The following is a 22,964-nucleotide window of genomic DNA, read 5'->3' on the forward strand; positions in this document are numbered from 1 at the left end:
GTGACTTACGCCCTCCTGACGGGTCCCTCGTTCGGAGGCACCGCCGAACTGGCCTAGACTCGATGACGTGCCACGTGGTGACGGACGACTCAGCCACGACCTGCTCCCCGGTGAGAAGGGCCCCCAGGACGCTTGCGGCGTCTTCGGAGTCTGGGCACCGGGTGAAGAGGTCGCCAAACTCACCTATTTCGGGCTGTACGCACTGCAGCACCGCGGACAGGAGTCCGCGGGCATCGCGGTGAGCAACGGCTCCCAGATTCTCGTCTTCAAGGACATGGGCCTGGTCTCACAGGTCTTCGACGAGACCTCCCTCGGCTCCCTCACGGGCCATATCGCGGTCGGTCACGCCCGCTACTCCACCACCGGAGCCTCGGTGTGGGAGAACGCGCAGCCGACGTTCCGGGCCACCGCCCACGGCTCGATCGCGCTGGGCCACAACGGGAACCTGGTCAACACCGCCGAACTGGCGGAGCTGGTCGCGGCCCTGCCCCGCGACGGCGGCCGGGCCACCCAGGTGGCGGCCACCAACGACACCGACCTGGTCACCGCGCTGCTCGCGGGCCAGGTGGACGAGGACGGCAAGCCGCTCACCGTCGAGCAGGCGGCCCCCATCGTGCTGCCCAAGGTCAAGGGCGCTTTCAGCCTCGTCTACATGGACGAGCACACGCTGTACGCGGCGCGCGACCCCCAGGGCATCCGCCCGCTGGTCCTCGGCCGCCTCGAGCGCGGCTGGGTGGTGGCCTCCGAGACCGCCGCCCTGGACATCGTGGGCGCGTCCTTCATCCGTGAGATCGAGCCCGGCGAGATGGTCGCCATCGACGAGAACGGGCTGCGCTCCACCACCTTCGCCGAGGCCCGCCCCAAGGGCTGTGTCTTCGAGTACGTGTATCTGGCCCGCCCGGACACCGACATCGCCGGGCGGAACGTGTACCTCTCCCGGGTCGAGATGGGCCGCCGGCTGGCCAAGGAGGCCCCGGCCGACGCCGACCTGGTCATAGCGACACCCGAGTCCGGCACCCCCGCCGCCGTCGGCTACGCCGAGGCCAGCGGGATTCCGTACGGCTCCGGACTGGTCAAGAACAGCTATGTGGGCCGGACCTTCATCCAGCCCTCGCAGACCATCCGGCAGCTCGGTATCCGGCTCAAGCTGAACCCCCTCAAGGAGGTCATCCGGGGCAAGCGCCTGGTGGTCGTCGACGACTCGATCGTCCGCGGCAACACCCAGCGCGCCCTGGTGCGGATGCTCCGCGAGGCCGGGGCCGCCGAGGTCCACATCCGGATCTCGTCCCCGCCGATCAAGTGGCCGTGCTTCTTCGGCATAGATTTCGCCACCCGCGCCGAGCTGATCGCCAACGGTCTCTCGGTCGAGGAGATCGGCAAGTCGCTGGGCGCCGACTCGCTGGCGTACATCTCCACCGACGGCATGATCGAGGCGACCACCATCGCCAAGCCGAATCTGTGCCGGGCCTGCTTCGACGGTGAGTACCCGATGGAGCTGCCGGATCCGGAGCTGCTGGGCAAGCACCTCCTGGAGTCCGAGACGCAAGGGCAGAGCAGCGGTGACGCCGACGGCGTGACGACGCTGACCGCCGGTGTCGGCGGCGCCGACGCCCTGCGCCGTCCCTGAGCGCCGCCTGCCCGTCATCCCCGATACGAAAGATCTCAACGTCATGTCCGAGTCCGGGTCCACCTACGCCGCCGCGGGCGTCGACATCGAGGCGGGCGACCGCGCCGTCGAGCTGATGAAGGAGTGGGTGAAGAAGGCGAGCCGGCCCGAGGTCGTGGGCGGCCTCGGCGGTTTCGCCGGGCTCTTCGACGCCTCCGCCCTGGCCCGCTACCAGCGTCCGCTGCTCGCCTCCGCCACCGACGGGGTCGGCACCAAGGTGGACATCGCCCGGCGGATGGGTGTCTACGACACCATCGGCCGCGACCTGGTCGGCATGGTCGTGGACGACCTGGTGGTCTGCGGCGCCGAGCCGCTGTTCATGACCGACTACATCTGCGTCGGCAAGGTCTACCCGGAGCGCGTCGCCGCCATCGTCAAGGGCATCGCCGAGGGCTGCACCCTGGCCGGCTGCGCCCTGGTGGGCGGCGAGACCGCCGAGCACCCGGGGCTGCTGGGCGCGGATGACTTCGATGTCGCCGGGGCTGGTACGGGCGTGGTCGAGGCCGATCGGGTGCTGGGCGCGGATCGTATCCGAACGGGTGATGCGGTGATCGCCATGGCCTCGTCCGGACTTCACTCGAACGGGTACTCACTCGTCCGCCATGTGCTCTTCGACCGGGCCGGCTGGGCGCTGGACCGCGAGGTGCCCGAGCTCGGCCGGACGCTGGGGGAGGAGCTGCTGGAGCCCACCCGGATCTACTCGCTGGACTGCCTGGCCCTCACCCGCACCACCGAGGTGCACGCCTTCTCGCACATCACCGGCGGCGGGCTCGCCAACAACCTGGCGCGGGTCATCCCCGAGGGGCTGCGCGCGGTCGTGGACCGCTCGACCTGGACCCCCGGAGCGATCTTCCAGCTGGTCGGCGAGGCCGGCTCGGTCGAGCGCCTGGAGCTGGAGAAGACCCTCAACATGGGCGTCGGCATGATGGCGGTGGTCCCGGCGGACTCCGTGGATGTGGCGCTCACCACGCTCGCCGACCGCGGGGTCGAGGCCTGGGTCAGCGGTGAGATCACCGAGCGCAGGGCCGGGGACCCGGAAGCGGTGACGCTGACCGGTGACCATGCGGGCTGAGACGGCCGCGCCGGGTGCGCGGACAGCACAGAAGCCGGTCCGAGGTGGGTACCCCGGACCGGTGGAGGTGTGCGGCGATAAGCCGAGCGCCTTGAACGGGTGGTTCAGGCGCGGCGACGTTGTGGGGACGGATCCGACTGTTCGTCGTCCTCGTCCTCATCGTCGTTGTACAGATCCGCGTACTGTGCGTACGGGTCGTCGTCCAGCTCATCGTCCTCGAACCGCTCACCATTCGGCGGCTGATTCGTTGGCGATGCGCCCAGCTCCTCGGCCAGGCGTGAGAGATCCGTCCCACCGCTGTTGTACTTCAGCTGGCGGGCGACCTTCGTCTGCTTGGCCTTGGCCCGGCCGCGCCCCATGGCTCGACCCCCTCAACGACGGGGCTCGACGGCCCCAGAGTCTTGACACGCGTTCACGTTCATAAATCGGAGCGGACTCTCAGAAGAGAGACCGGTCCGTAGGGCTTCAACGGTACCTGCTTCTGTGGCCATACGGTACGTCGCCCACACGACGTGCCACGAGGCAGAACCCGCGAGGAGCCCGTTCCTCGCTGGTCAGCTGCGATTTTAACGTGTCTTGTGCGCCGACCCGCCGACGGGCCGTGAGGGATCTCTCCCCGATGGCCGCCGGGGGGCTCTCACGCCCCCCGTACGGCGGCCTCCGGCAAGGGCCCCGCACGGCCCGTCCACGCGGCCTCACACCGCTCCTCAGACGCTCTCAGGCGCTCTCAGGCGCTTCCAGCGGCCCTCGGGCGCCCCCTGGCCCATGCCCGTGGCATCTGCCCGGCCACGGCTCAGGCGTCATGACCCTCCGCCATCCGGTGCTCGGCCAGCCGGTCGGCGGCCGCGGCGGGCGGGATGCCGTCAGTCTGTGCCCGATCGAATATGGCCAGCGTCGTGTCGAAGATCTTCGCCGCCTTGGCCTTGGCCCGGTCGAAGTCGAACCCGTGCAACTCGTCGGCCACCTGGATGACGCCACCGGCGTTCACCACGTAGTCCGGCGCGTAGAGGATGCCGCGGCCGTCCAGGTCCTTCTCGACGCCCGGGTGGGCCAGCTGGTTGTTGGCCGCGCCGCACACCACCTTCGCGGTCAGGACGGGCACCGTGGCGTCGTCCAGGGCGCCTCCGAGCGCGCACGGGGCGTAGACGTCCAGGTCGGCGCGGATCAGCGCCTCGGTGTCCCGGACCGCCTGGACGCGGGGGTGGCGGGTCAGTACGCGGTCCACCGACTCGGTGCGCACATCCGTGACCACGACCTCGGCGCCGTCCTCCAGCAGGTGCTCCACCAGGTGGTGGCCGACCTTGCCGACCCCCGCGATGCCGACCCGGCGGCCGCGCAGCGTGGGCGCGCCCCAGGACGCCTGGGCGCTCGCCCGCATCCCCTGGAAGACGCCGAAGGCGGTCAGCACCGAGGAGTCCCCGGCGCCGCCGTTCTCGGGGGAGCGGCCGGTGGTCCAGGGGCACTCGCGGGCGACGACGTCCATGTCGGCCACATAGGTGCCCACATCGCAGGCGGTGACGTAGCGACCGCCGAGGGAGGCCACGAAGCGGCCGTAGGCGAGCAGCAGCTTCTCGGTCTTGATCTCCTCGGGATCGCCGAGGATCACGGCCTTGCCGCCACCGTGGTCGAGCCCGGCGAGCGCGTTCTTGTAGGACATGCCGCGGGCGAGGTTGAGCGCGTCGAGGAGCGCCGCTTCTTCGGGGTGCTCCTCGGAGGCGTAGGCGTGGAAGCGGGTGCCGCCGAGGGCCGGGCCCAGGGCGGTGGAGTGGAGGGCGATGACGGCCTTCAGGCCGCTCTCCCGGTCCTGGCAGAGCAGCACCCGCTCATGCCCGCCGAGATCGGAGCGGAACAGTGTCGAAAGCGGTGAGAGAGGGTTCGGCACGCGACTCTCCGTCGGACCGTCGGCGCTGACGGTGTGACGTACGTCGGTCACGGTGGTGACTCCCATAGGTCGGGGTAGACGCCCTCCTGGCTGGTGGGGAGGGCCGTGGGCAAGAGGGTAAGCCCTGGGGGCCCGGGGGATCGGCCATGTCCCCGACGAGTCCGTATGCCGGGCATGGGACGATGCCGTCAGGTGGGGGTAAGGGAGCCCCTGGCGGTGGTCTCAGCCTTGAGGGAGCGCGTGTGACCTTGGCGTCTTCGGTGATTGTCCCGTACGCGGCGTATCTCCGGGTCTATGAGCCACTGGCAGCGTTTCCGGAGCCGGAGAGATCGCACTGGGCGCGGTATGCCAAGCGCGACGACCTGCCGGGCGCGCAGGACGAGCTGCGCCGCTCGCTCGCGGACCTGCTGCCGGTGCCCCCGGTGGCGGTTCCGGTGCACGAGAGCGCGGACGCCTTCGTGGCGCTCGTGGACGGCGTCACCTGTGTCTGCCCGTGGCGCACCCGGCTGCGGGGCTGGCTGGCCCTGGAGGAGCTGCCGGAGCGCCTTCCCGGGCCCCTTCTGGACGCGGCCCTGCCCCCGGTGGTGCGCCGGCAGGCGGTGGCCGACTTCGAGCGGTGGCTGGAGCGCAACCCGGACGCCCGGCCGTGGATCCGCTCGGCCACCTGGCATGTGCCGGTGCGCTGGTTCGTGCTCTTCGGGGACGAGGAGCGCGAGTTCACCAAGGGTGACGAAGGTCTCATCCTCCGCTACCGCACCCCAATGGTCCAGGCCAGGCGCCGGGTGGCGCGTGGCCTTAAAGTGCTCAAGGAAGCCCTCGGCGAAGGGCCGCTGATCGACGGGCTGGTGGACGTCGGCCGGTGGCTCGAGGAGTTCCACCCCCGGTCGCTGGTCGAGCTGGACTACGGCGGTCTGGTGCACACGCTGCCGGCCGGGCAGCTTGAGGACGACCATTCGGCCGCGGATGTGGCGGAGGGCCTGGCGGCGCTGCGCGACGGGGACGGGGAGCGGGCGGGTGTCGCGTACGAGCGGCTGACCGACCGCTGGAGCGTGGTCCGCGGGCGGCAGAACGCGAGCTGAACGCCCGCCCGGCCGGGCGCCGGGTGACCGGTTGAGCGGTTCACCGGAACAGAGGGGACGTAGGTCCCGATCCGGGCCATTGCCTCAATCGTGACCTAAAGCACTGACTTCGGGCCTTGCGGTAATCACCCATCCTCGTGTCAAAATAGGACAAGGAGTCCGGTAGGGGCTCCTTCCGCCCAACTATGGGCGGATTCTTCGGTATTGCACTCCTTGGCGGATCTGGTGACCCCTGATCCTGTTGTGACTGATCGTCACGGCCGCGTGACAGTCCGTTATGGCATGGTCCATCGGCTTCCGTCGAGGTTGGTCACCTGAGAGGGCAATTCCATCGGTTTGGCCGACGGGGCTGGACAGATGGTGTAGTTGTAGTGCCGAGGACAAGCCGTTCGTCCTATAACCGACTCGGCCCGCGTCCGCCATTTCGGGCAACGTGGGTCAAGGTGCAGAATTTAGAGGAAAGAACCGTGATGGTTCGGTTCTCCCGAGGAGGCCGCTCATGACCGCTCGCACCCCTGATGCCGAGCCGCTGCTGACCCCGGCTGAGGTTGCCACGATGTTCCGCGTGGACCCGAAGACGGTCACTCGCTGGGCGAAGGCAGGCAAGCTCACGTCGATCCGAACGCTCGGAGGGCATCGGCGCTACCGCGAAGCGGAGGTCCGTGCTCTTCTTGCGGGCATCCCGCAGCAGCGCAGCGAGGGCTGAAAAACCGCATAACAGGGCATTTCCGGGCCCCCCAGCCCGGCTTTCGCCTGTATAGCTCCACCACGACGGGTGCCTGCCCCAACAGGCCCTCCACCGCTCGACATGGGTGCGTCGTTGATCGCGCTGGACTCCGCCGGGTCCGGCGCGATCTTTTTATGCCCTGCGGGCGGTCTTCCGGAGGGTGCCTCCAGGGGGTTTCAAGTGTCCCTGGAAGCGCCATCGTTCGGGTTGCGCGGGGTGGTCCGCAAGGGGCTCGGGGAAGCTCGCGGAGCGCTTTCGAGGGGCTCGCGAGGGTCACGGACAGAGGGTGCAATTGCACATATTAAATTGACCCATGGCGAGCGGGGTGTAAGTTCCCTCACTCCGGAAACTCATTCGGTGACTCCCGTCACACTCCCCAACCCTTGTCCTGTGCCCGGTGATTGCGCTACAGGGCAACTGCGGTAAGGGCTTACCGAGTTGACGGTGGCGAGGCCGCCGTCGTCTCCTCATGATCCCCGTATGCGGCCCTGTCACCCGCCTCGTCGGCCGCCGAATGCTCCATCGCCAGCCGCAGCAGGCGATGGCAGACCGGACAGTGCCGGGTGAAGTGGCGGTTGCCCGCGGCGGCCGCCAGATGGGCGCGCAGCAGCGCCCTGGTCTCATGCTTCGCGGACGTCGTCATACGCCGCACCTCCCGCGCACCCCCGCGCACACCTTTTAGTTTGGGTACCTCTGTGTGTGGTGCGCCGTCAAGAGCCGTCAAGACGCGAAAGGCCCGGATCCATATCTGGATCCGGGCCTTCCGGGTAAGCGGTCCTGACGGGATTTGAACCCGCGGCCTCCACCTTGACAGGGTGGCGAGCACTCCAAACTGCTCCACAGGACCAACAGTGACGCTTGCGGCTTCGCCGCCGTGCGCCGCGCTGTGTGCGCTGCGATGCAGACTCTACAGCAGGTCAGGGGGTGCGGTCGAACTCGCGCCCGGCGGGGCCCCGGCGGGCCGCCGGAGCCCCCGGGACACGCTTACGGCGCCGCCGCGTCGATGGCCTTGACGATGCGCTTGTCGGACACCGGATAGGCCGTGCCGAGGGCGTGCGCGAAGTAGCTGACCCGCAGCTCCTCGATCATCCAGCGGATCTCCAGCGCCTCCTGGGGCACCGGGCGCCCCGCCGGGAACTGCTCCAGCAGCCACGCGTACTCGTCCCGCATCTCCCGCACCTTCGCCATCCGGGCGCGGTCCCGGTCGGCGTTGCCCGGAAGCTGCTGCAGCCGCCGGTCCACGGCCACCAGATAGCGCATGAGGTCCGGAAGCCGCCGTACGCCGTGCGCGGTCACGAAACCCGCCGTGATGAGCTCCGAGAGCTGCTCCCTGATGTCCGTGAGCGACGGCAGCAGCACCGGGCTGCTGGTGGCCTTCAGCCGCCGCTCGCACGACTGCCAGGCGGCCAGCACCTCCTGGACCTTGCGCACGGTGTCCAGCGTGGCGTCCATGATGTCGGTGCGGACGGCGTCGAAGAGCTTGCGGAACGATTCCTCGTCCCAGGCCGGGCCGCCACGGGCCGCGATCAGCCGGTCGGCCGCCGCGGCCACGCAGTCGTCGAACAGCGCCTGCACACTGCCGTGCGGGCTGCTGGAGAGCGACAGCTTGGCCTGGTTGGAGAGCTTGCCCTGGACGAACTTGGCCGGGCTGGCCGGGAGCTGGAGCAGGATCAGCCGGCGCGTCCCCCGCCACATCGCCGCCCGCTGCTCGGCCTCGGTGTCGAAGAGCCGTACGGCCACCGACGCGCCCTCGTCGACGAGCGCCGGATACGCCTTGACCGGCTGGCCGCCGCGGCGCGTCTCGAAGGTGCGCGGCAGCGTGCCGACCGTCCACCGGGTCAGCCCGCCGCGCTGCTCGATCCCCTCGGCCTCCTTGGAGGACTCGAACGCCTTGGAGATCGCGGCCCGCGTCTTGGGCCGCAGCCGCTGCCGCAGCGCCTCCAGGTCCCTGTCCTCGGCCAGCTTGCGGCGCCGCTCGTCCACCACCCGGAAGGTGATCTTCAGGTGGTCGGGGACCTTCGTCAGGTCCCAGTCCTCCGGCTCGATCCGTACGCCCACCATCCGCTGCAGCTCCCGCCCCAGCGCCGACGTCAGCGGCTCCTGGAGGGGGACAGCGCTTTCCAGGAAGCGCTTGGCGTAGTTGGGCGCCGGAACGTAGTGCCGGCGGACCGGTTTGGGCAGCGAGCGGATCAGCTCGGTGACCAGATCCTCGCGCAGCCCCGGGATCTGCCAGTCGAAGCCGTCCGGGGTCACCTGGTTGAGCACCTGGAGCGGGATGTGGACGGTCACACCGTCCGCGTCCGCCCCCGGCTCGAACTGATAGGTCACCTTGAACTTGAGCTTCCCCTGGCGCCAGGAGTCCGGATAGGCGTCCTTGGTGACGCCCTGCGCCCGCTCGTTGATGAGCATCGACTTCTCGAAGTTGAGAAGCTCCGGCTCCTCGCGCCGCTTGTGCTTCCACCAGGAGTCGAAGTGCGCGCCGGAGACCACATGCTCGGGGATCCGCTGGTCGTAGAAGTCGAAGAGCGTCTCGTCGTCCACGAGGATGTCGCGGCGCCGGGCGCGGTGCTCCAGCTCCTCGACCTCGCCGAGCAGCTTGCGGTTGTCATGGAAGAACTGGTGGTGGGTGCGCCAGTCGCCCTCCACCAGGGCATTGCGGATGAACAGATCGCGGCTGGTCTCCGGGTCGATCCGGCCGTAGTTGACCTTCCGCTGGGCGACGATCGGCACGCCGTAGAGCGTCACCCGCTCATACGCCATCACCGCGGCCTGCTTCTGCTCCCAGTGCGGTTCGCTGTAGGTGCGCTTGACCAGGTGCTGGGCGAGCGGCTCGATCCACTCGGGCTCGATCTTCGCGTTGACCCGCGCCCACAGCCGGGACGTCTCCACCAGCTCCGCCGACATCACCCAGCGCGGCGGCTTCTTGAACAGCGCCGAGCCGGGGAACACCGCGAACTTGGCGCTGCGGGCGCCCACGTACTCGTTCTTCCCGCCGTCCTTCCCGCCGTCCTTGCCGCCCTCCCCTCCGGCGTTCTTGAGGCCGACGTGCGACAGCAGCCCGGACAGCAGCGACTGATGGACACGATCGGGCGCCGCGTCCTGCTCGGACATGTGGATGTCCATGGTCTTGGCGACCGTGCGCAGCTGGCTGTAGATGTCCTGCCACTCGCGTATGCGCAGGTAGTTGAGGTACTCCTGGCGGCACATCCGGCGGAAGGCGGAGGAGGACAGCTCCTTCTGCCGCTCCCGGACGTACCTCCACAGATTGAGGAACGCCAGGAAGTCGCTGGACTCGTCCTTGAACCGGGCGTGCTGCTGATCCGCCTGCTGCTGCTTGTCCGAGGGGCGCTCGCGCGGGTCCTGGATGGACAGCGCCGCCGCGATCACCATGACCTCGCGGACACAGCCGTTGCGATCCGCCTCCAGCACCATCCGGGCCAGCCGCGGGTCCACCGGCAGCTGGGCCAGCTTCCGGCCGACCTGGGTGAGCCGCTTGCGCGGGTCCTTCTGCTTGCTGTCCAGGGCGTGCAGCTCCTCCAGGAGCTGGACGCCGTCCTTGATGTTGCGGCGGTCCGGCGGGTCGATGAAGGGGAACTTCTCGATGTCGCCGAGGCCGGCGGCGGTCATCTGGAGGATGACGGAGGCGAGGTTGGTCCGCAGGATCTCGGCGTCGGTGAACTCCGGGCGGGTGACGAAGTCGTCCTCGGAGTACAGCCGGATACAGATGCCGTCGCTGGTCCGGCCGCAGCGGCCCTTGCGCTGGTTGGCGCTGGCCTGGGAGATCGGCTCGATGGGCAGCCGCTGGACCTTGGTGCGATGGCTGTAGCGGGAGATCCGGGCGGTGCCCGGGTCGATCACATAGCGGATGCCGGGGACGGTCAGCGAGGTCTCCGCCACGTTCGTCGCCAGCACGATTCTGCGGCCGGTGTGTCTCTGGAAGACCCGGTGCTGTTCGGCGTGCGACAGCCGCGCGTACAGCGGGAGCACCTCGGTGACCGGGAGCTTCTTCTTGTTCAGCGCGTCGGCGGTGTCGCGGATCTCCCGCTCACCGGAGAGGAAGACCAGGATGTCGCCCGGACCCTCGGCCTGGAGCTCGTCGACCGCGTCGCAGATCGCGGTGATCTGGTCGCGGTCGCTGTCCTCGCCGCCCTCCTCGAGCAGCGGGCGGTAGCGCACCTCGACGGGGTACGTACGCCCGCTGACCTCGACGATCGGCGCGTCGCCGAAATGGCGGGAGAACCGCTCCGGGTCGATGGTGGCGGAGGTGATCACGACCTTGAGGTCGGGGCGGCGGGGCAGCAGCTGGGCCAGATAGCCGAGCAGGAAGTCGATGTTGAGGCTGCGCTCATGGGCCTCGTCGATGATGATCGTGTCGTACTGGCGCAGCTCGCGGTCGGTCTGGATCTCGGCGAGCAGAATGCCGTCGGTCATCAGCTTGACATGGGTGTCCTGGCCCACCTGATCGGTGAAGCGGACCTTCCAGCCGACGGACTCGCCGAGCGGCGAGCGCATCTCCTCGGCGATGCGCTCGGCCACGGTGCGGGCCGCGATCCGGCGCGGCTGCGTATGGCCGATGAGGCCCTTGACGCCGCGCCCCAGCTCCAGACAGATCTTTGGAATCTGGGTGGTCTTCCCGGAGCCGGTCTCACCCGCGACGATCACCACCTGGTGATCCCGGACGGCCTCGAGGATCGCGTCCTTCTTCTGGCTGACCGGCAGCTCTTCCGGATAGGTGATGGCCGGCACCGCGGCGCGGCGGTCCGCGACCCGCAGCTCGGCACGCGTCATCTCCTCGGCGATCTCGCCGAGGACGGCCGCGCGGGCCTCGGGTTTACGGATGCGGCGCGCACCGTCGAGCCGGCGTCCCAGCCGCTGCTGGTCGCGCAGCATCAGCTCGGGCAGCCGCTCCAGCAGGGCGGGCAGGGCGGGGGCAGGCGTGGTGGACATACGGATCCCAGGATCTCACCTCCGGAAAACGGCTGGCGAACCATTTCCGTCCGCGCCGCGTGGCGCGATATGTGCGATATGTGCCGGCTCATCGCTTTAGCGTGATCTCATGGCCGATGACCTGGCGCAGCGCCCCGACCCCGAGCCCGAACGCCGATCACCGCGATGGGGGTGGCGGGCCTTCAAACGGTCCCCCTTCTTCCCCGCGACCGTCATCGTGCTGATCATCTCCGCGGGGGCCGGGCTCTTCGCGGGCTCGTACACCTACGCCTTCGCGAACCCCACCCCCCGTAACATTCCCACCGCCGTCGTGGTCCCCGATCACGGCGCCGCCCCGCTGAACCGGTTCCTCGCCGGGATGGAGCAGGCCCTGAACGCCTCCCTCCGGCTGCATCCCTACCCGACCTACGCCAAGGCCCGCTGGTCCCTTGAGGAGCAGCGGGTCTTCGCGGTCCTCCAGGTGCGCGGGCGCGGCGTGCGGATGGACGTGGCGAGCGCGGCCGGCGCGACCGTCGCCCAGGTGCTCGGCCAGGCGGCGGGCAAGGTCGGCCGGGTGTCCGGGGTGCCGGTCACGGTCAAGGACGTGAAACCGCTGCAGCCCGGCGATCCACGCGGTCTGGCCGTCTTCTACATCTCGCTGGCCGCCACGATCATCGGATTCCTCGGCGCCATCCAGCTCAGCGTGAACGCCTCCGAGCTCAATCCGGCCGAGCGGATCGCCTTCATGATCGCGTACGCCCTGCTCGGTGGGTTCACCATCGCGGTGATCGTCGACCAGGGGCTGGGCGCGCTCCGGCTCCCCTTCCCGGAGTCCTGGGCGATCCTGGCGCTGACGATGTTCACCTCGGGGCTGGTGTTCTCCATGTTCAACGTTCTCTTCGGGCGCTGGGCGCTCATCCCCACCTGGGGGCTGATGGTGCTCCTCGGTAACCCCTCATCCGGCGGCGCCGTCTCCTGGCCCCTGCTCCCCTCCCTCCTCGGCACCGTCGGCCGCTGGCTCCCGCCGGGCGCCTCGGTCAACGCCCAGCACACGGCGATCTACTTCCGCGCCCACCAGCACGCCTTTCCGTTCCTGGTGCTGGTGACCTGGTGTGTGCTGTCGGCCGTGGTCTTCTGGACCTGGCGCCACCGCCATCCGGGCGGGCGGCCGCCGAGGGCGACGCCGACGCGGTGCTGAGGGGGGGTGGTTCGAGCGGGTGTCCGCCGCATCGCTATGCGGCTCCGCGGCCCGGTGCGGCTTCGCCCCAGGCCCCCGGGGTCCAGGGGCGAAGCCCCTGGTTACGGGAAGGGGCGGGGAGGGGCGGGGAGGGGCGGGGAGGGGAAAACAAAAGTCCCTCCCCCGTGATCAGGGGAGGGGCTTTCTCCAAGGAGCGCCGAGCAGGCCTTGCACCTACATCCCTCGTTTGGAGACGAGTATCTTTCCTTAGACGACCGACGCATCAACTCCCGCCCTCCGGGGCGGCGTTGCGAGATCAACTATACCCCATCCGGGGGATCACAGCCGCCACAGCGGGGCGTCGTACCGCTCGGGCTGAGTCCCGATCAGCAGGGCCCGCAGATCGGCGCGTTGGACCCCGCTCAGCCCGAGGACCTCGGTGAGCCGGCGGAAGGTGGTGTGGCTGACGCCGCGGGCGCGGGCCTCCTCGGCGAAGCGGGCGACCCCGGCGAGTACGGCCCTGGGCCGGAACGGCTCCTCGGGCACCGCCCCGAATCGCGCGGTCTTCTCGCGCTCGTAGTCGATCTCCGAGTAGCCGCAGATCTCCCGGCAGTGCCGCTCGGCCCCGGCGAGTCCGGTGGTGTCGGCGATGGCTCCGGCCAGCCGGTTCCGGCGGAACGCGGTGTCGAGATCCGCCTCATGGACCACGGCCCCGTCGTCCGTCAGGGGAATGGTGAGCCCCGCGTCCCGCACCTCGCACAGCCCGCGCACCCCCCGCGCCGCGGCCGTGAGCATGCCGGTGGCCTCCGACGGATGCCACTCCATGACGGGCCCGATGGGCGCGACGTCGTCGGCGGTCAGCGCATGGACCACCCGCTCCAGCCGTTCGTGCAGCGCCTCCACCGGAATCTCCCCGTCCAGCCCGGGTCCGGCGACCAGCAGCCGGATCTCCGCGTTCACCTGCGCACACGCGGCGAGCGACAGCGCGTCCCCGAGCGGGCTCCGCAGGGTCGGCTCATCGCCGTGCGCGAGGATGTCGCCACCCACGTCCAGCAGGTCGATCGACGCCGGGGCCAGGTGCTCGATCAGTTCCTCCAACTGCCTGACCATGCCCTCCACGCCGTGGTGGGGGTCGAGCAGGGCGAAGGTGTGCGGCAGCTCGGCGGCCAGCCGGGGCAGCGTGGACCCGGCCGGCGCCACGGGCTTCGCGTCCTCGGGCACGGCGTACACGCTCGGCGTCAGCGGCCGCAGACCGGTGAAGTCGGCCGCTGTCCGGGGCCCGGGGACGGGGTCGACGAGCAGCCGGTCCCAGGCGTACGTCAGGACCACCGCCCGGTCCTCGGCCGTCCCGCGCCCGTACAGGGCCCGGTCGAGCACCGCGGCGGCAACGGCGTCCCCGCCTCCTCCGCCCGCCACGATCAGCCGCGTCATCCGCCCAGCGTACGGCGGGAACGGACAATTCCGTCGAACGAGACGCGGCGGTCGTCAGTGCGCGGTGAGCCCGCCGTCGACCACGAGCTCCGAGCCGGTGACGAACGACGACTCGTCGCCGGCGAGGAAGAGCATCGCCGGTGCGATCTCGTCCGCCCGGCCCGCGCGGGCCATCGGCGTGCGCACGATGTCCGGCTGCTGATCGCCCTGCTCGTCCAGGAGGTCCTGGATCATCGGAGTGGCGATCACCCCCGGGTGCAGTGAGTTGACCCGTACGTTGTCGCGGGCGTACTCGACCGCCGCGGTCTTCGACAGCAGCCGGACGGCGCCCTTCGACGCCTGGTACGCGGCCGCCGCACCGCTGCCCACCAGCCCCAGCACCGAGGATGTGTTGATCACCGATCCGCTGCCGCTCGCGCGCAGCAGCGGCATGGCCGCCTTCATCCCCAGCCAGGTGCCCTTCTGGTTCACCTCGATCACGCGGTCCCAGGACGCCTCATCGGTGCCCTCGATACCGGGCCAGTCCAGGATCCCGGCGATGTTGACCAGCACGTCCAGGCGGCCGAAGCGCTCCCGTACGGTGGCGATCACCTCGCCCCACGCCTCCGCCGAGGCGACGTCCAGCGTGGCCGAGGCCACGTCGCCGCCGGACTCCTCGATCCGTTCCTCCAGGGCCTTCAGGGGCTCCGGGGCCACATCGGTGAGGAGCAGCCGTGCTCCCTCCCGCGCGAAGAGTTCGGCGGTCGCCGCGCCGATCCCTCCCGTCGCCCCGGTGATCAGGGCGACTTTGCCGTGCAGACGTCCAGACATGGGCGCTCCGTTCCTCGTCTCGCTCCCGATTCGAGTCTGCGCAGGTCAGCGGGGGTCAACCAGGACGCACGCCGCCTGGGTGCGGCACACCCGGGCAGCGCTGCGGGAACGAGGCCGACGGGCCCGTCAGACGGTCTGGGACTTCACCTCGGCCTCCTCCGGCTCCTCGGGCGCCTCCCGGTCCTTACGGTCTGCGCGGTCCTTACGGTCTACGCGGTCCTTACGGTCCTTACGGTCCTTGCGGTCCTTGCGGACGGCCGGGTTGGTCTCCGGAGCGGCCGCCACGGCGAAGACGGTGACCGCACCCATGGCCATCAGGAACAGCGCGACCGGCCAGGACGCGTCCGCCCACGCGAGCAGCGCGGTGGCGATGATGGGGGAGAACCCGCCGACGATCATCGACGCCAGCTCATGCCCCAGGGCGAGCCCGCTGTAGGCCACCCGGCTGGCGAAGAGTTCGGTGAAGAACGCCGGCTGGGTGCCGATCATCGCCCCGTGGCCGATCACGACCGCCACGAAGATCGCCACGAAGATCAGCACCGGATTGCGCGAGTCGAACATCGCGAAGAACGGATAGGCCCAGACGACCACCGCGATCGCGCCCCCGATATACACCGGCCGGCGCCCGATGCGGTCGGAGAGCGCTCCGAACATCGGCATCGCGAACGACTCGAACAGCATCCCCACCACGAGCGCGGCCAGCACCACCCCCTTGCCCACCCCGACCTCGGCCGCGTAGGAGAGGCTGAAGGTGAGGAAGAGATAGCTCGCACCGGTTTCGGCGACCCGGGCCCCGAAGGCGATCAGTATCGACTTGGGGTGGGTGCGGATGACATCGAGGAGCGGCGGGGCGGACTTCTTCGACGCCGACGCCGACGCCGACTCCTTCTCCCGGAACGCGGGCGTCTCCATGATCCGGAGCCGGATCAGCAGCCCGACGGCGGTGAGCAGGATGCCGACCACGAACGGAATGCGCCAGCCCCAGGCGAGGAAGGACTCCTTGGTGGTCACGGCCTGGGCGAGTGCGTAGGCGGAGGCGGAGAGGACGAACCCGAGCCCCACCCCGGTCTGGCTCCAGGCCGAGTAGAAACCGCGGCGGTGGCTGGGCGCGTGTTCGCTGACGATCAGCACCCCGCCGCCCCACTCACCGCCGACGGCGATGCCCTGCACGATCCGCAGCGCCACCAGCAGCACCGGTGCCCAGGCCCCGATGGTGGCGTACGTGGGCAGCAGACCGATCAGACAGGTCGCGACGCCCATGATCACCAACGTGGTCACCAGCATCGACTTACGGCCGATCCGGTCACCGAAGTGACCGAAGACGATGCCGCCGAGCGGCCGGGCGAGGAACCCCACCGCGTTGGTGCCGAAGGCGGCGATCGTTCCCACCAGCGGATCGAAGGTCGGGAAGAAGAGGGAGTTGAAGACGAGCGCGGCGGCCGTGCCGTAGAGGAAGAAGTCGTACCACTCCAATGCGCTACCGAACAAACTTGCGATCGCTGCCTTGCGTACTTCGCGCGGGGTGCCCTTCACGTCTGCCATGTCGGCTCTCCAATGGCCGCTTCGAATGGGATCAGGACCTGCGGCTCGGGTGTGTTCGGGGATTGTTCGCCGCTGGTTCTCATGGCGGGAATGGCGGTGTTCCGCTCACCGGGACAAGTCGCGAACCGGCGACTTCCGGCCGCTCGGGAGAGCTGCACCCGTACGCCTCTCACGCGTCCCACGTTCGTGGGATTTGCATACTTTCGCGCCTTACTCTCCGTTTCGTCCGGTCACGCCTTCACGATGTCGGTCCCGTCCAGGGGCCCGTGACGAAGGGAAGACACACATGCGTGGAAGGCTCGTCATCGCCGCCGCGGCATTGACCATGGCGCTGACGCCGGGCGTCGCGTCGGCGACACAGGACGGCGACGACCAGACGACCGGCTCCTACAGCGCCGAGGTGCCCATGGGCCAAGGCACGGAGGGGGCCATGGCCCAGGGCTCGCAAGGGGCCATGGCCCAGGGCTCGCAGGGGACCGAGTCCCAGGGCTCCGAGGCGACGGGTCCCATCGGTTCCGGGGCGACGGGTTCCGCCCACTCCGGGGCGACCGGCTCCGTCGGTTCCGACGCGACAGCCTCCCATGGCTCCGAGGCGACCGCTTCCCACGAAGCGGCCCCCCACCCCGGCGAGGGCGTGCCCGGCTACGAGGTGGTCACCCTGCCCAATGAGAACGTCCCGAACTTCCAGCGGCGCACGGTGTACTGCCCGGAGGGGAAGAAGGTCATCGGCGGCGGCGCCGAGGCCCGAGGCGACACCGCCATCCTCGTCGGCAGCTTCCCCACCGATGACGCACGGGGCTGGATCGGGCTGGGCCGCCAGACCACCACCGACAACGTGGGCATCAGCGTCTTCGCGATCTGCGCCAACGTCTGATCGTTCATGCGGGACACGCGTTCCCCCGTGGGCGTGGCAGGCATTGAAGAAGCCCCCTCCGGATGGAGGCGAATTCAAGGGGTCGTGGCAACACCGTTGGTCATGCGGTTGTTGTCAGTAGCTTAGCGAGGCGCTCGGCTGGGGTTTCCCAGCCGAGCGTTTTGCGTGGGCGGCCGTTGAGTTCGGCAGCGACGGCGTCGAGGTGTTCGCGGTTGTGCCGGGACAGGTCGGTGCCCTTGGGGAAGTACTGTCGCAGCAGCCCGTTCGTATTCTCGTTCGAGCCGCGCTGCCAGGGGCTGGAGGGGTCGCAGAAGTAGACCGGCATGCCTGTGGCCATGGAGAACTGGTGGTGCGGGCCCATCTCGGAGCCCTGGTCCCAGGTCAGTGAGCGCCGCAGGTGGGCCGGGAGTGTGCTGACGGTGTCGATCAGCGCGTCGCGGACGGTGAGGGTGTCGCGGGTGCCGGGCAGGTGGACCAGCATCACGTAGCGGGTGGTCCGCTCGACCAGGGTGCCGATCGCTGAGCCGTTGTTTTTGCCGATGATGAGATCTCCCTCCCAGTGCCCGGGGACAGCCCGGTCAGCGGCTTCGGCGGGCCGTTCGCTGATCATCACCATCGGCGCCGGGAAGCGCGGGATCCGCTGGTCCGGGCGGCGCTGGGGCTTGCGCAGCGTGCGGCCGGTCCGCAGGGCCTTGGTGAGTTCGCGGCGGAGTTCGCCCCGGCCCTGGACGTAGAGGGCCTGGTAGATCGTCTCGTGCGACACGTGCATCTCCGTCTGGCCGGGAAAGTGCAGGCGCAGGCTCCGGCTGATCTGCTCGGGACTCCACTTCAGTCCCAGCCATGACTGGATGGTGTCACGCAGCAGCAGACACGCCGCGATCTTCCCGCCCTTGGGGCGGGGCCGCCGGGCCCGTGCGCGGGCGTGCGCAGCGTGCGGCCGGTACTGGCCGTTGAGCGGGTGGCGGTTGCGGCGTATCTCCCGGCTGATGGTCGAGGCGCTGCGGCCCAGCTCGGCCGCGATGGCCCGGATCGTGGCCTTCTCGCGCAGCCGGTCGGCGATGTGTATCCGCTCGTCCTCGCCGAGATAGCGCGAGTCGCCACGGACCTCGATCAACCGCGTCTTCGCGGAGCGGACCGCGACCGCCGGCGCGTCCTGCGCCCGCGGTCGCGGTCTCTTCACCCGGCCGTCGGGCCGTCCGTAACGCCACTCCCGACCGGTCCGGGGATGCACTCCCACCATCCGGCTGGCCTGCGTGTTGCTCATCCCTTGATCCACAAGGGAAAGGTAGAGCTCACGCTCCTTCAGGAGCTTCCTCGGCCCCTGCGGTCTCCGGTCCTTCCGGATCTCGAAGTCCATCGCGTCCCCCTACATCGGGGTGCTGCAACGACCTCTTGAACTGAAGTGCAGCGGGAGGGGGCTTCGCCCTGGTGCGGGTGGTGGCTGGGGCCGGGTCGAACGGGTACGCGCGTGTGTGAGCGCGGACAGAGCGGTTTCTGAGCCGTCGTCGTTGGCCGTAGCCGGCCATTCACGGACGGTCAGAGAGACGGTCCTGGGTGCGGCCCGACGGAGCAACCCGTCGGGCCGCACCCGCTGCCTCCGGCTCAGCCGCAGCGGAAGTTGGAGCCCCCGTCCTCCAGGTACTTGTTGTAGATCCATCCGAGACTCCTGTTGTTCTCGTCTCTGACCCACGTCCAGGTGTGGCCGAGGTCGTTCGTGACGTAGCAGTCGTACTCGACCCAGGCGTCCGGAGAGACATAGCCCACTGTGGTGCAGTCGCCGTACGGTCCGGTGTGGATGGCGGCGGGGGAGGACTTGCTCACTCTGCCGCCGAAGGGATCGTCGTTGGTGTGCGGCCAGTACGCGTTGCCGCACGTGACAGCGGCTGCGTTGGTGGTGGCGGCCTGGGCGCTCGGCGTGCCCACGAGGCCGAGTGCGACGGCTGCGGCGGCGCCGGCACCGGCCAGAAGACGGCGTGTCTGCATGGTTACCTCCATTGGGCGCGGAGACGGCTCTGTCCGTCCCAGCGAGGGGCTCGGTCAGGCACGACTGTGGCAGCCAGGCTTTGGAGGCAACCTTGGCAAAGTCTTGAATTGCCTGTTCAGCGAGGGGAACCGGTGCGGAGGGCTTTGGAAATGGCCGTCGCAGTTCCACGATGTCGTAGCTCGCGTCTGCTGAGCCTGGGCGAGTGCCAGTGCTGAAAGCACGAATGGGACGCGCACTGCAAGAGCCCGGAGTGCTGCCCCGCCGGGCGTCCACCAGGTGATGTCACGGGCACGAAAACGCCCTCTCCGATGATCTTCGGAGAGGGCGTGTGCCCTGGTGAGGGCTGCGGTGGCTGGGGCCGGGGTCGAACCGGCGACCTTCCGCTTTTCAGGCGGACGCTCGTACCAACTGAGCTACCCAGCCGCAGCGGTCCTGACGGGATTTGAACCCGCGGCCTCCACCTTGACAGGGTGGCGAGCACTCCAAACTGCTCCACAGGACCTTGCGTGTACGAGCACGAGTCTCGCACATGTGGCGTGCGCTCCCAACGGGATTTCCCGCGGTGGATTCGCACTCCTTGCGATCTTCGAATCGGGGCCTTGATTTCTCTCCGCCGCGTCGATGTCGCTGGATCAGCGTATCAGACCTCCGGCCCCGTCCTGACCGCTCACCGGGCGGGCCGGGCCTTGGTCGGTGAGCGGTGGGGCGTGATGGGACTACGTCGCTCCCGGCCCGGGTCAGGGGCGGCCGCCGCGCTCCAGCGGGATCCTTTCGCCCGCCTCGATCGCGACCGGCAACCGGTTCTCGGTGGGCGGCAGGGGGCAGGTCGCGAGGTCGGTGTAGGCGCAGGGGAGGTTGGTGGCGCGGTTGAAGTCGAGGGTGACGCGGCCGGCCTCGTCGGGGGCGTCGATCTGGAGGGAGCGGTTCGCGGCGTACGTGGTCACGCCGGAGGTCGCGTCGGTGAGGAGCACCATCAGGCTGCCGGGCCGCTTGCCGTTGAAGGCGGTGAGCCGGAACGTCTCGCCGGCCAGCTCGAACTCGACCTGGCCCGGTGCGTCGTAGACGTGCTCCAGACCCTCCGCCACGGCGCCCACGGTGATCGCGCGCGGCTCGTCGAAGGGGAGGTAGCGGCCGGTGCGGAGCCAGCGGGGGTCGGGGGCGTAGGCCGGGGTGTGGGTGAAGTCGGTGCGGAGGGGGTTGCCGGGGTGTCGGGGGCGGACGATGTCGTGGCCGCCGCGCTTGGCGACCTCGATCACCGCGTCGCCGTACCCCGCGTACAGGCTGGCCCGCTCGGCGATCGTTCCGAAGACGTACCGCCCGTGCACCGCCGTGCCGTCGATGGTCAGCTCCTCGCCGTCGGCCAGCTCGACCACCACGCCCTCCGGGCCGCTGGACCAGGCCCCGGGGGCGTCCTCGAAGCGGGTCGGCTCGGGGCTCAGCCAGCGCAGGCTGGTGATCGCGAGGAATCCGTGGGGGTCGGCGAGTGCCTGCTCATGGGCGCGGTGCCAGCGCTCCCACTCCTCGGCGAAGCTCGCCCGGTCGATGTCCTGGACGGTCATCTGCGCTCCCTCGAGGTCGGGTGCCGTCGGGTACGTACAACCGCTTCGGGGACGGAGACATTCCGGGAGCCGGGGGAGCCGGGGGAGCCGGGGGAGTCGCAGGAGCCGGGGGCTGGGGAGTTCTGGGGGCCCGCCGTGCCGGCCGCGCATACGAAAAAAGTCACCAGCAGGTACGTTTCGACCTGCGGTGACTCAAAGAAAGTGGTGCCCCCAACGGGATTCGAACCCGTGCTACCGCCTTGAAAGGGCGGCGTCCTGGGCCACTAGACGATGAGGGCCGATGGCCCACCTGGGCGCCTTGCGGCGCTTTCGGGGACGCGAGAAGCATATGGGATGCCGGCGAGGTTCGCCAAAACGGTTTACGGAGTGGTGGGCGTCGGTGTCGCGCCCGGGCGGTTCTCGGCCGGCAGATGACGGCTGACCTCGGCCTTCGCCAGGCCCAGACCGCCCAGATCGATCTCGTCCCACGCCTGGAGCCGTCGCGTGTCGCGGTCCAGGTAGAGGACCGACGCCTGCACCGTGTCCGGTGTGCCGTCGTCCACCGCGCGCAGCCCGCTGCCGCCCGTCGACCCCTCGGTCATCAGCCGGGTGCCGCCGGGGAGCACCTCCGTACGGCGGTGATGGACATGGCCGGTGAGGGCGAGCGGCACGGTGCCGTCGGTCTCCCGGGCGGCGATCGGGTTGTGGGCGAGGGCGATGTCGACCGGGGCGCCGGCGGCCTTGCGGTCCCGGATCGCCTCGGCGAGCCGCCGTCCGGCGCTGTGCTCGGCCGCGTCACCGGCGGCCGCGGCGGAGCGGTCGGGGGTGAACTGCGGATCGCCGATGCCCGCGATCCGCAGCCCGGCGACGGAGATCACGTCGCCGTTGTCCACCACATGCGCCCCCTTGCGCTTGGCCAGGTAGCGCTGGGTCGACGCCGAGTCGTGGTTGCCGCGCACCCAGACGTAGGGGGCGCCGAGGTCGGAGACGGGGTCGAGGAAGCCGTTCTCGGCGGAGGTGCCGTGGTCCATCGTGTCGCCCGTGTCGAGGATCACGCTGACCTTGTACTGCCGCACCAGCGACTGCACGATGTGCCACGCGGCCGGATTGAGATGGACGTCCGAGATGTGCAGCACCCGCATGGTGGTCGGATCGGGCTGATACGCGGGGAGCGTCGAGGTCGCCTCGTAGAGCTGGGTGACATTGGTCACCAGCCGGGCCAACTCCCGCTGATAGACGTCGAAGTCGGTCACGATGCTGCGCGCGTTGCCCACCACCGAGGGGGCGCTGGAGAGCAGCCCGGAGTAGCGCGGTTCCAGGACGGAATTCGGGTTCCAGGTCGCGTAGACGGCGCCGCCGGAGGCGGTCAGCAGCGTCAGCGCGAGCCCTCCGGCGGCCAGCGCCCGGCGGGGGCGGCGGTAGACCGCCAGGCCCAGCGCGGTGGCGCCGAAGACCACGGCGACGCAGGAGCGGACCGCGAGGCCGAGGGTGCCGCGGGTGACATCGGTCGCGACCTCCTCCTGCAGCCCGGAGAGCCGCTCGGGGTGGTCGACGAGGGACTGGGACCGGATGGGGTCGAGCCGGTCCACGTCCACGTCCAGGCGGAGCGGGGCGTGGTGGCTGTTCAGCTCGAGCGAGCCCAGCGGGGCCACGTTGATCTTGGTGCCGCCGGTGAGGGACGGCCGCAGCGCCATCCGCGTGTCCATCGGGCCCACGGAGATGTGGACGCTGCCGACCACCAGCAGTCCGATCCAGGCGCCGAGGACGGTCACGGCGGCCAGCCCGGTGGCGCGGACGAGGGGGCGGCGGCGCGCGGTGGGGTCGAGCCCCGTGGGGTCGAAGGAAGCGGCGGGGGAGGGGGTCTGCGAGGGGCGGCGGAAGCGGTGAGGGGAGGGGCGGCGGAAGGGGCGAAGGGAAGGGCGGCGGAAGTGGCGGGGGGAAGGGCGGCGGAAGCGGTGAGGGGAAGAGCGGCGGAAGCGGCGAAGAGGGGAGACGGCCGCGGTGCCCGCGCGCTGAGCGGTGGCACGGAGCAGCCGGAGCGGTTCGCGGGCCATTGGTCCCGTATGCCCGGCCGCGCGGGGGCGTATGCTGGGCGCGCGGGGGCGTATGCCTGGGGCGGCGCGGCGGTGGGCCCGCGCCCGGTGGCGGTGCGCCGGGCGGCCGGAGGCGGTGCGCCGGGCGGGGCGGTGCGCCGGGCGGCCGGAGGCGTCCTCCGAGGTGTCCCCAGAGGCGTCCTCCGAGGCGTCCGGAGACATC

General features: G+C 70.0%; 17 protein-coding genes and 4 tRNA genes. 6 read left to right on the plus strand and 15 right to left on the minus strand.

What is annotated here, in order from left to right; all coding sequences use genetic code 11:
• Nucleotides 1-67 precede the first annotated feature (67 nt).
• The gene (purF, locus tag NP777_RS38650; protein WP_256654854.1) at nt 68-1,627 is read left to right on the plus strand and encodes an amidophosphoribosyltransferase; all 1,560 of its coding nucleotides are present in this window, start codon (nt 68-70) and stop codon (nt 1,625-1,627) included.
• Between the two features lie 43 nt (nt 1,628-1,670).
• Nucleotides 1,671-2,738: a phosphoribosylformylglycinamidine cyclo-ligase gene (gene purM, locus NP777_RS38655; RefSeq protein WP_256654855.1), complete on the plus strand. Its 1,068-nt coding sequence runs from the start codon at nt 1,671-1,673 to the stop codon at nt 2,736-2,738.
• A gap of 104 nt (nt 2,739-2,842) precedes the next feature.
• Here the strand turns inward: purM and NP777_RS38660 are convergent, their stop codons facing one another.
• Entirely contained in the window at nt 2,843-3,097 is a 255-nt protein-coding gene (locus NP777_RS38660) for a DUF3073 domain-containing protein (RefSeq protein ID WP_037953290.1), read from the minus strand.
• 434 nt (nt 3,098-3,531) lie between these two features.
• Nucleotides 3,532-4,686, minus strand: coding sequence for a Leu/Phe/Val dehydrogenase (locus NP777_RS38665; RefSeq protein WP_256654856.1), 1,155 nt, complete (start codon nt 4,684-4,686; stop codon nt 3,532-3,534).
• Nucleotides 4,687-4,862: 176 nt separating this feature from the next.
• Here NP777_RS38665 and NP777_RS38670 point away from each other — a divergent pair, with 176 nt between their 5' ends.
• Together NP777_RS38670 and bldC are read left to right on the plus strand one after the other, a co-directional pair.
• A complete protein-coding gene (locus NP777_RS38670) occupies nt 4,863-5,699 on the plus strand; it encodes a hypothetical protein (RefSeq protein ID WP_256654857.1) in 837 nt (278 codons plus the stop codon).
• A gap of 499 nt (nt 5,700-6,198) precedes the next feature.
• Nucleotides 6,199-6,405 (plus strand): developmental transcriptional regulator BldC, encoded by a 207-nt coding sequence (bldC, locus tag NP777_RS38675; RefSeq protein WP_020869672.1) that lies wholly within the window; start codon nt 6,199-6,201, stop codon nt 6,403-6,405.
• A 451-nt stretch (nt 6,406-6,856) separates the two neighbouring features.
• On the opposite strand, the gene NP777_RS38680 is transcribed toward bldC, so the two are convergent.
• The 3 genes from NP777_RS38680 to hrpA form a co-directional block, all read right to left on the minus strand.
• On the minus strand, nt 6,857-7,069 hold the full coding sequence (locus tag NP777_RS38680) for a DUF6274 family protein (protein ID WP_256654858.1): 213 nt from the start codon (nt 7,067-7,069) through the stop codon (nt 6,857-6,859).
• 129 nt (nt 7,070-7,198) lie between these two features.
• Nucleotides 7,199-7,273: transfer RNA gene (locus NP777_RS38685), tRNA-Asp, on the minus strand.
• Between the two features lie 137 nt (nt 7,274-7,410).
• Complete coding sequence (gene hrpA / locus NP777_RS38690) at nt 7,411-11,373, minus strand: ATP-dependent RNA helicase HrpA (protein WP_256654859.1); 3,963 nt, start codon at nt 11,371-11,373, stop codon at nt 7,411-7,413.
• A 109-nt stretch (nt 11,374-11,482) separates the two neighbouring features.
• Between hrpA and NP777_RS38695 the strand changes: the two genes are divergently transcribed.
• On the plus strand, nt 11,483-12,550 hold the full coding sequence (locus NP777_RS38695) for an ABC transporter permease (protein WP_256654860.1): 1,068 nt from the start codon (nt 11,483-11,485) through the stop codon (nt 12,548-12,550).
• Nucleotides 12,551-12,868: 318 nt separating this feature from the next.
• On the opposite strand, the gene NP777_RS38700 is transcribed toward NP777_RS38695, so the two are convergent.
• From NP777_RS38700 to NP777_RS38710, 3 genes are all read right to left on the minus strand, one after another.
• Nucleotides 12,869-13,960 carry a DUF1152 domain-containing protein gene (locus tag NP777_RS38700; protein ID WP_256654861.1) on the minus strand — a complete coding sequence of 364 codons (1,092 nt, stop codon included), beginning with the start codon at nt 13,958-13,960 and terminating at the stop codon, nt 12,869-12,871.
• 54 nt (nt 13,961-14,014) lie between these two features.
• Nucleotides 14,015-14,770 carry an SDR family NAD(P)-dependent oxidoreductase gene (locus NP777_RS38705; protein WP_256654862.1) on the minus strand — a complete coding sequence of 252 codons (756 nt, stop codon included), beginning with the start codon at nt 14,768-14,770 and terminating at the stop codon, nt 14,015-14,017.
• A gap of 126 nt (nt 14,771-14,896) precedes the next feature.
• On the minus strand, nt 14,897-16,312 hold the full coding sequence (locus tag NP777_RS38710; protein WP_256654863.1) for an MFS transporter: 1,416 nt from the start codon (nt 16,310-16,312) through the stop codon (nt 14,897-14,899).
• A 286-nt stretch (nt 16,313-16,598) separates the two neighbouring features.
• Here NP777_RS38710 and NP777_RS38715 point away from each other — a divergent pair, with 286 nt between their 5' ends.
• Entirely contained in the window at nt 16,599-17,186 is a 588-nt protein-coding gene (locus NP777_RS38715) for a hypothetical protein (RefSeq protein WP_256654864.1), read from the plus strand.
• 100 nt (nt 17,187-17,286) lie between these two features.
• Here the strand turns inward: NP777_RS38715 and NP777_RS38720 are convergent, their stop codons facing one another.
• The 7 genes from NP777_RS38720 to NP777_RS38750 form a co-directional block, all read right to left on the minus strand.
• Nucleotides 17,287-18,426 (minus strand): IS30 family transposase, encoded by a 1,140-nt coding sequence (locus NP777_RS38720; RefSeq protein ID WP_391858663.1) that lies wholly within the window; start codon nt 18,424-18,426, stop codon nt 17,287-17,289.
• Nucleotides 18,427-18,788: 362 nt separating this feature from the next.
• On the minus strand, nt 18,789-19,169 hold the full coding sequence (locus tag NP777_RS38725) for an SH3 domain-containing protein (protein WP_256654866.1): 381 nt from the start codon (nt 19,167-19,169) through the stop codon (nt 18,789-18,791).
• A gap of 350 nt (nt 19,170-19,519) precedes the next feature.
• Nucleotides 19,520-19,593 (minus strand) — tRNA-Phe (locus NP777_RS38730).
• Nucleotides 19,594-19,597: 4 nt separating this feature from the next.
• Nucleotides 19,598-19,672: transfer RNA gene (locus NP777_RS38735), tRNA-Asp, on the minus strand.
• Between the two features lie 235 nt (nt 19,673-19,907).
• A complete protein-coding gene (locus NP777_RS38740) occupies nt 19,908-20,729 on the minus strand; it encodes a DUF1684 domain-containing protein (RefSeq protein ID WP_256654867.1) in 822 nt (273 codons plus the stop codon).
• A gap of 202 nt (nt 20,730-20,931) precedes the next feature.
• Nucleotides 20,932-21,007 (minus strand) — tRNA-Glu (locus tag NP777_RS38745).
• Nucleotides 21,008-21,088: 81 nt separating this feature from the next.
• Entirely contained in the window at nt 21,089-22,762 is a 1,674-nt protein-coding gene (locus NP777_RS38750; protein WP_256654868.1) for a metallophosphoesterase family protein, read from the minus strand.
• Nucleotides 22,763-22,964 lie beyond the last annotated feature (202 nt).

The organism is Streptomyces rugosispiralis (genome assembly GCF_024505145.1).
In the GTDB taxonomy this organism is placed as follows: Bacteria; Actinomycetota; Actinomycetes; order Streptomycetales; family Streptomycetaceae; genus Streptomyces; species Streptomyces rugosispiralis.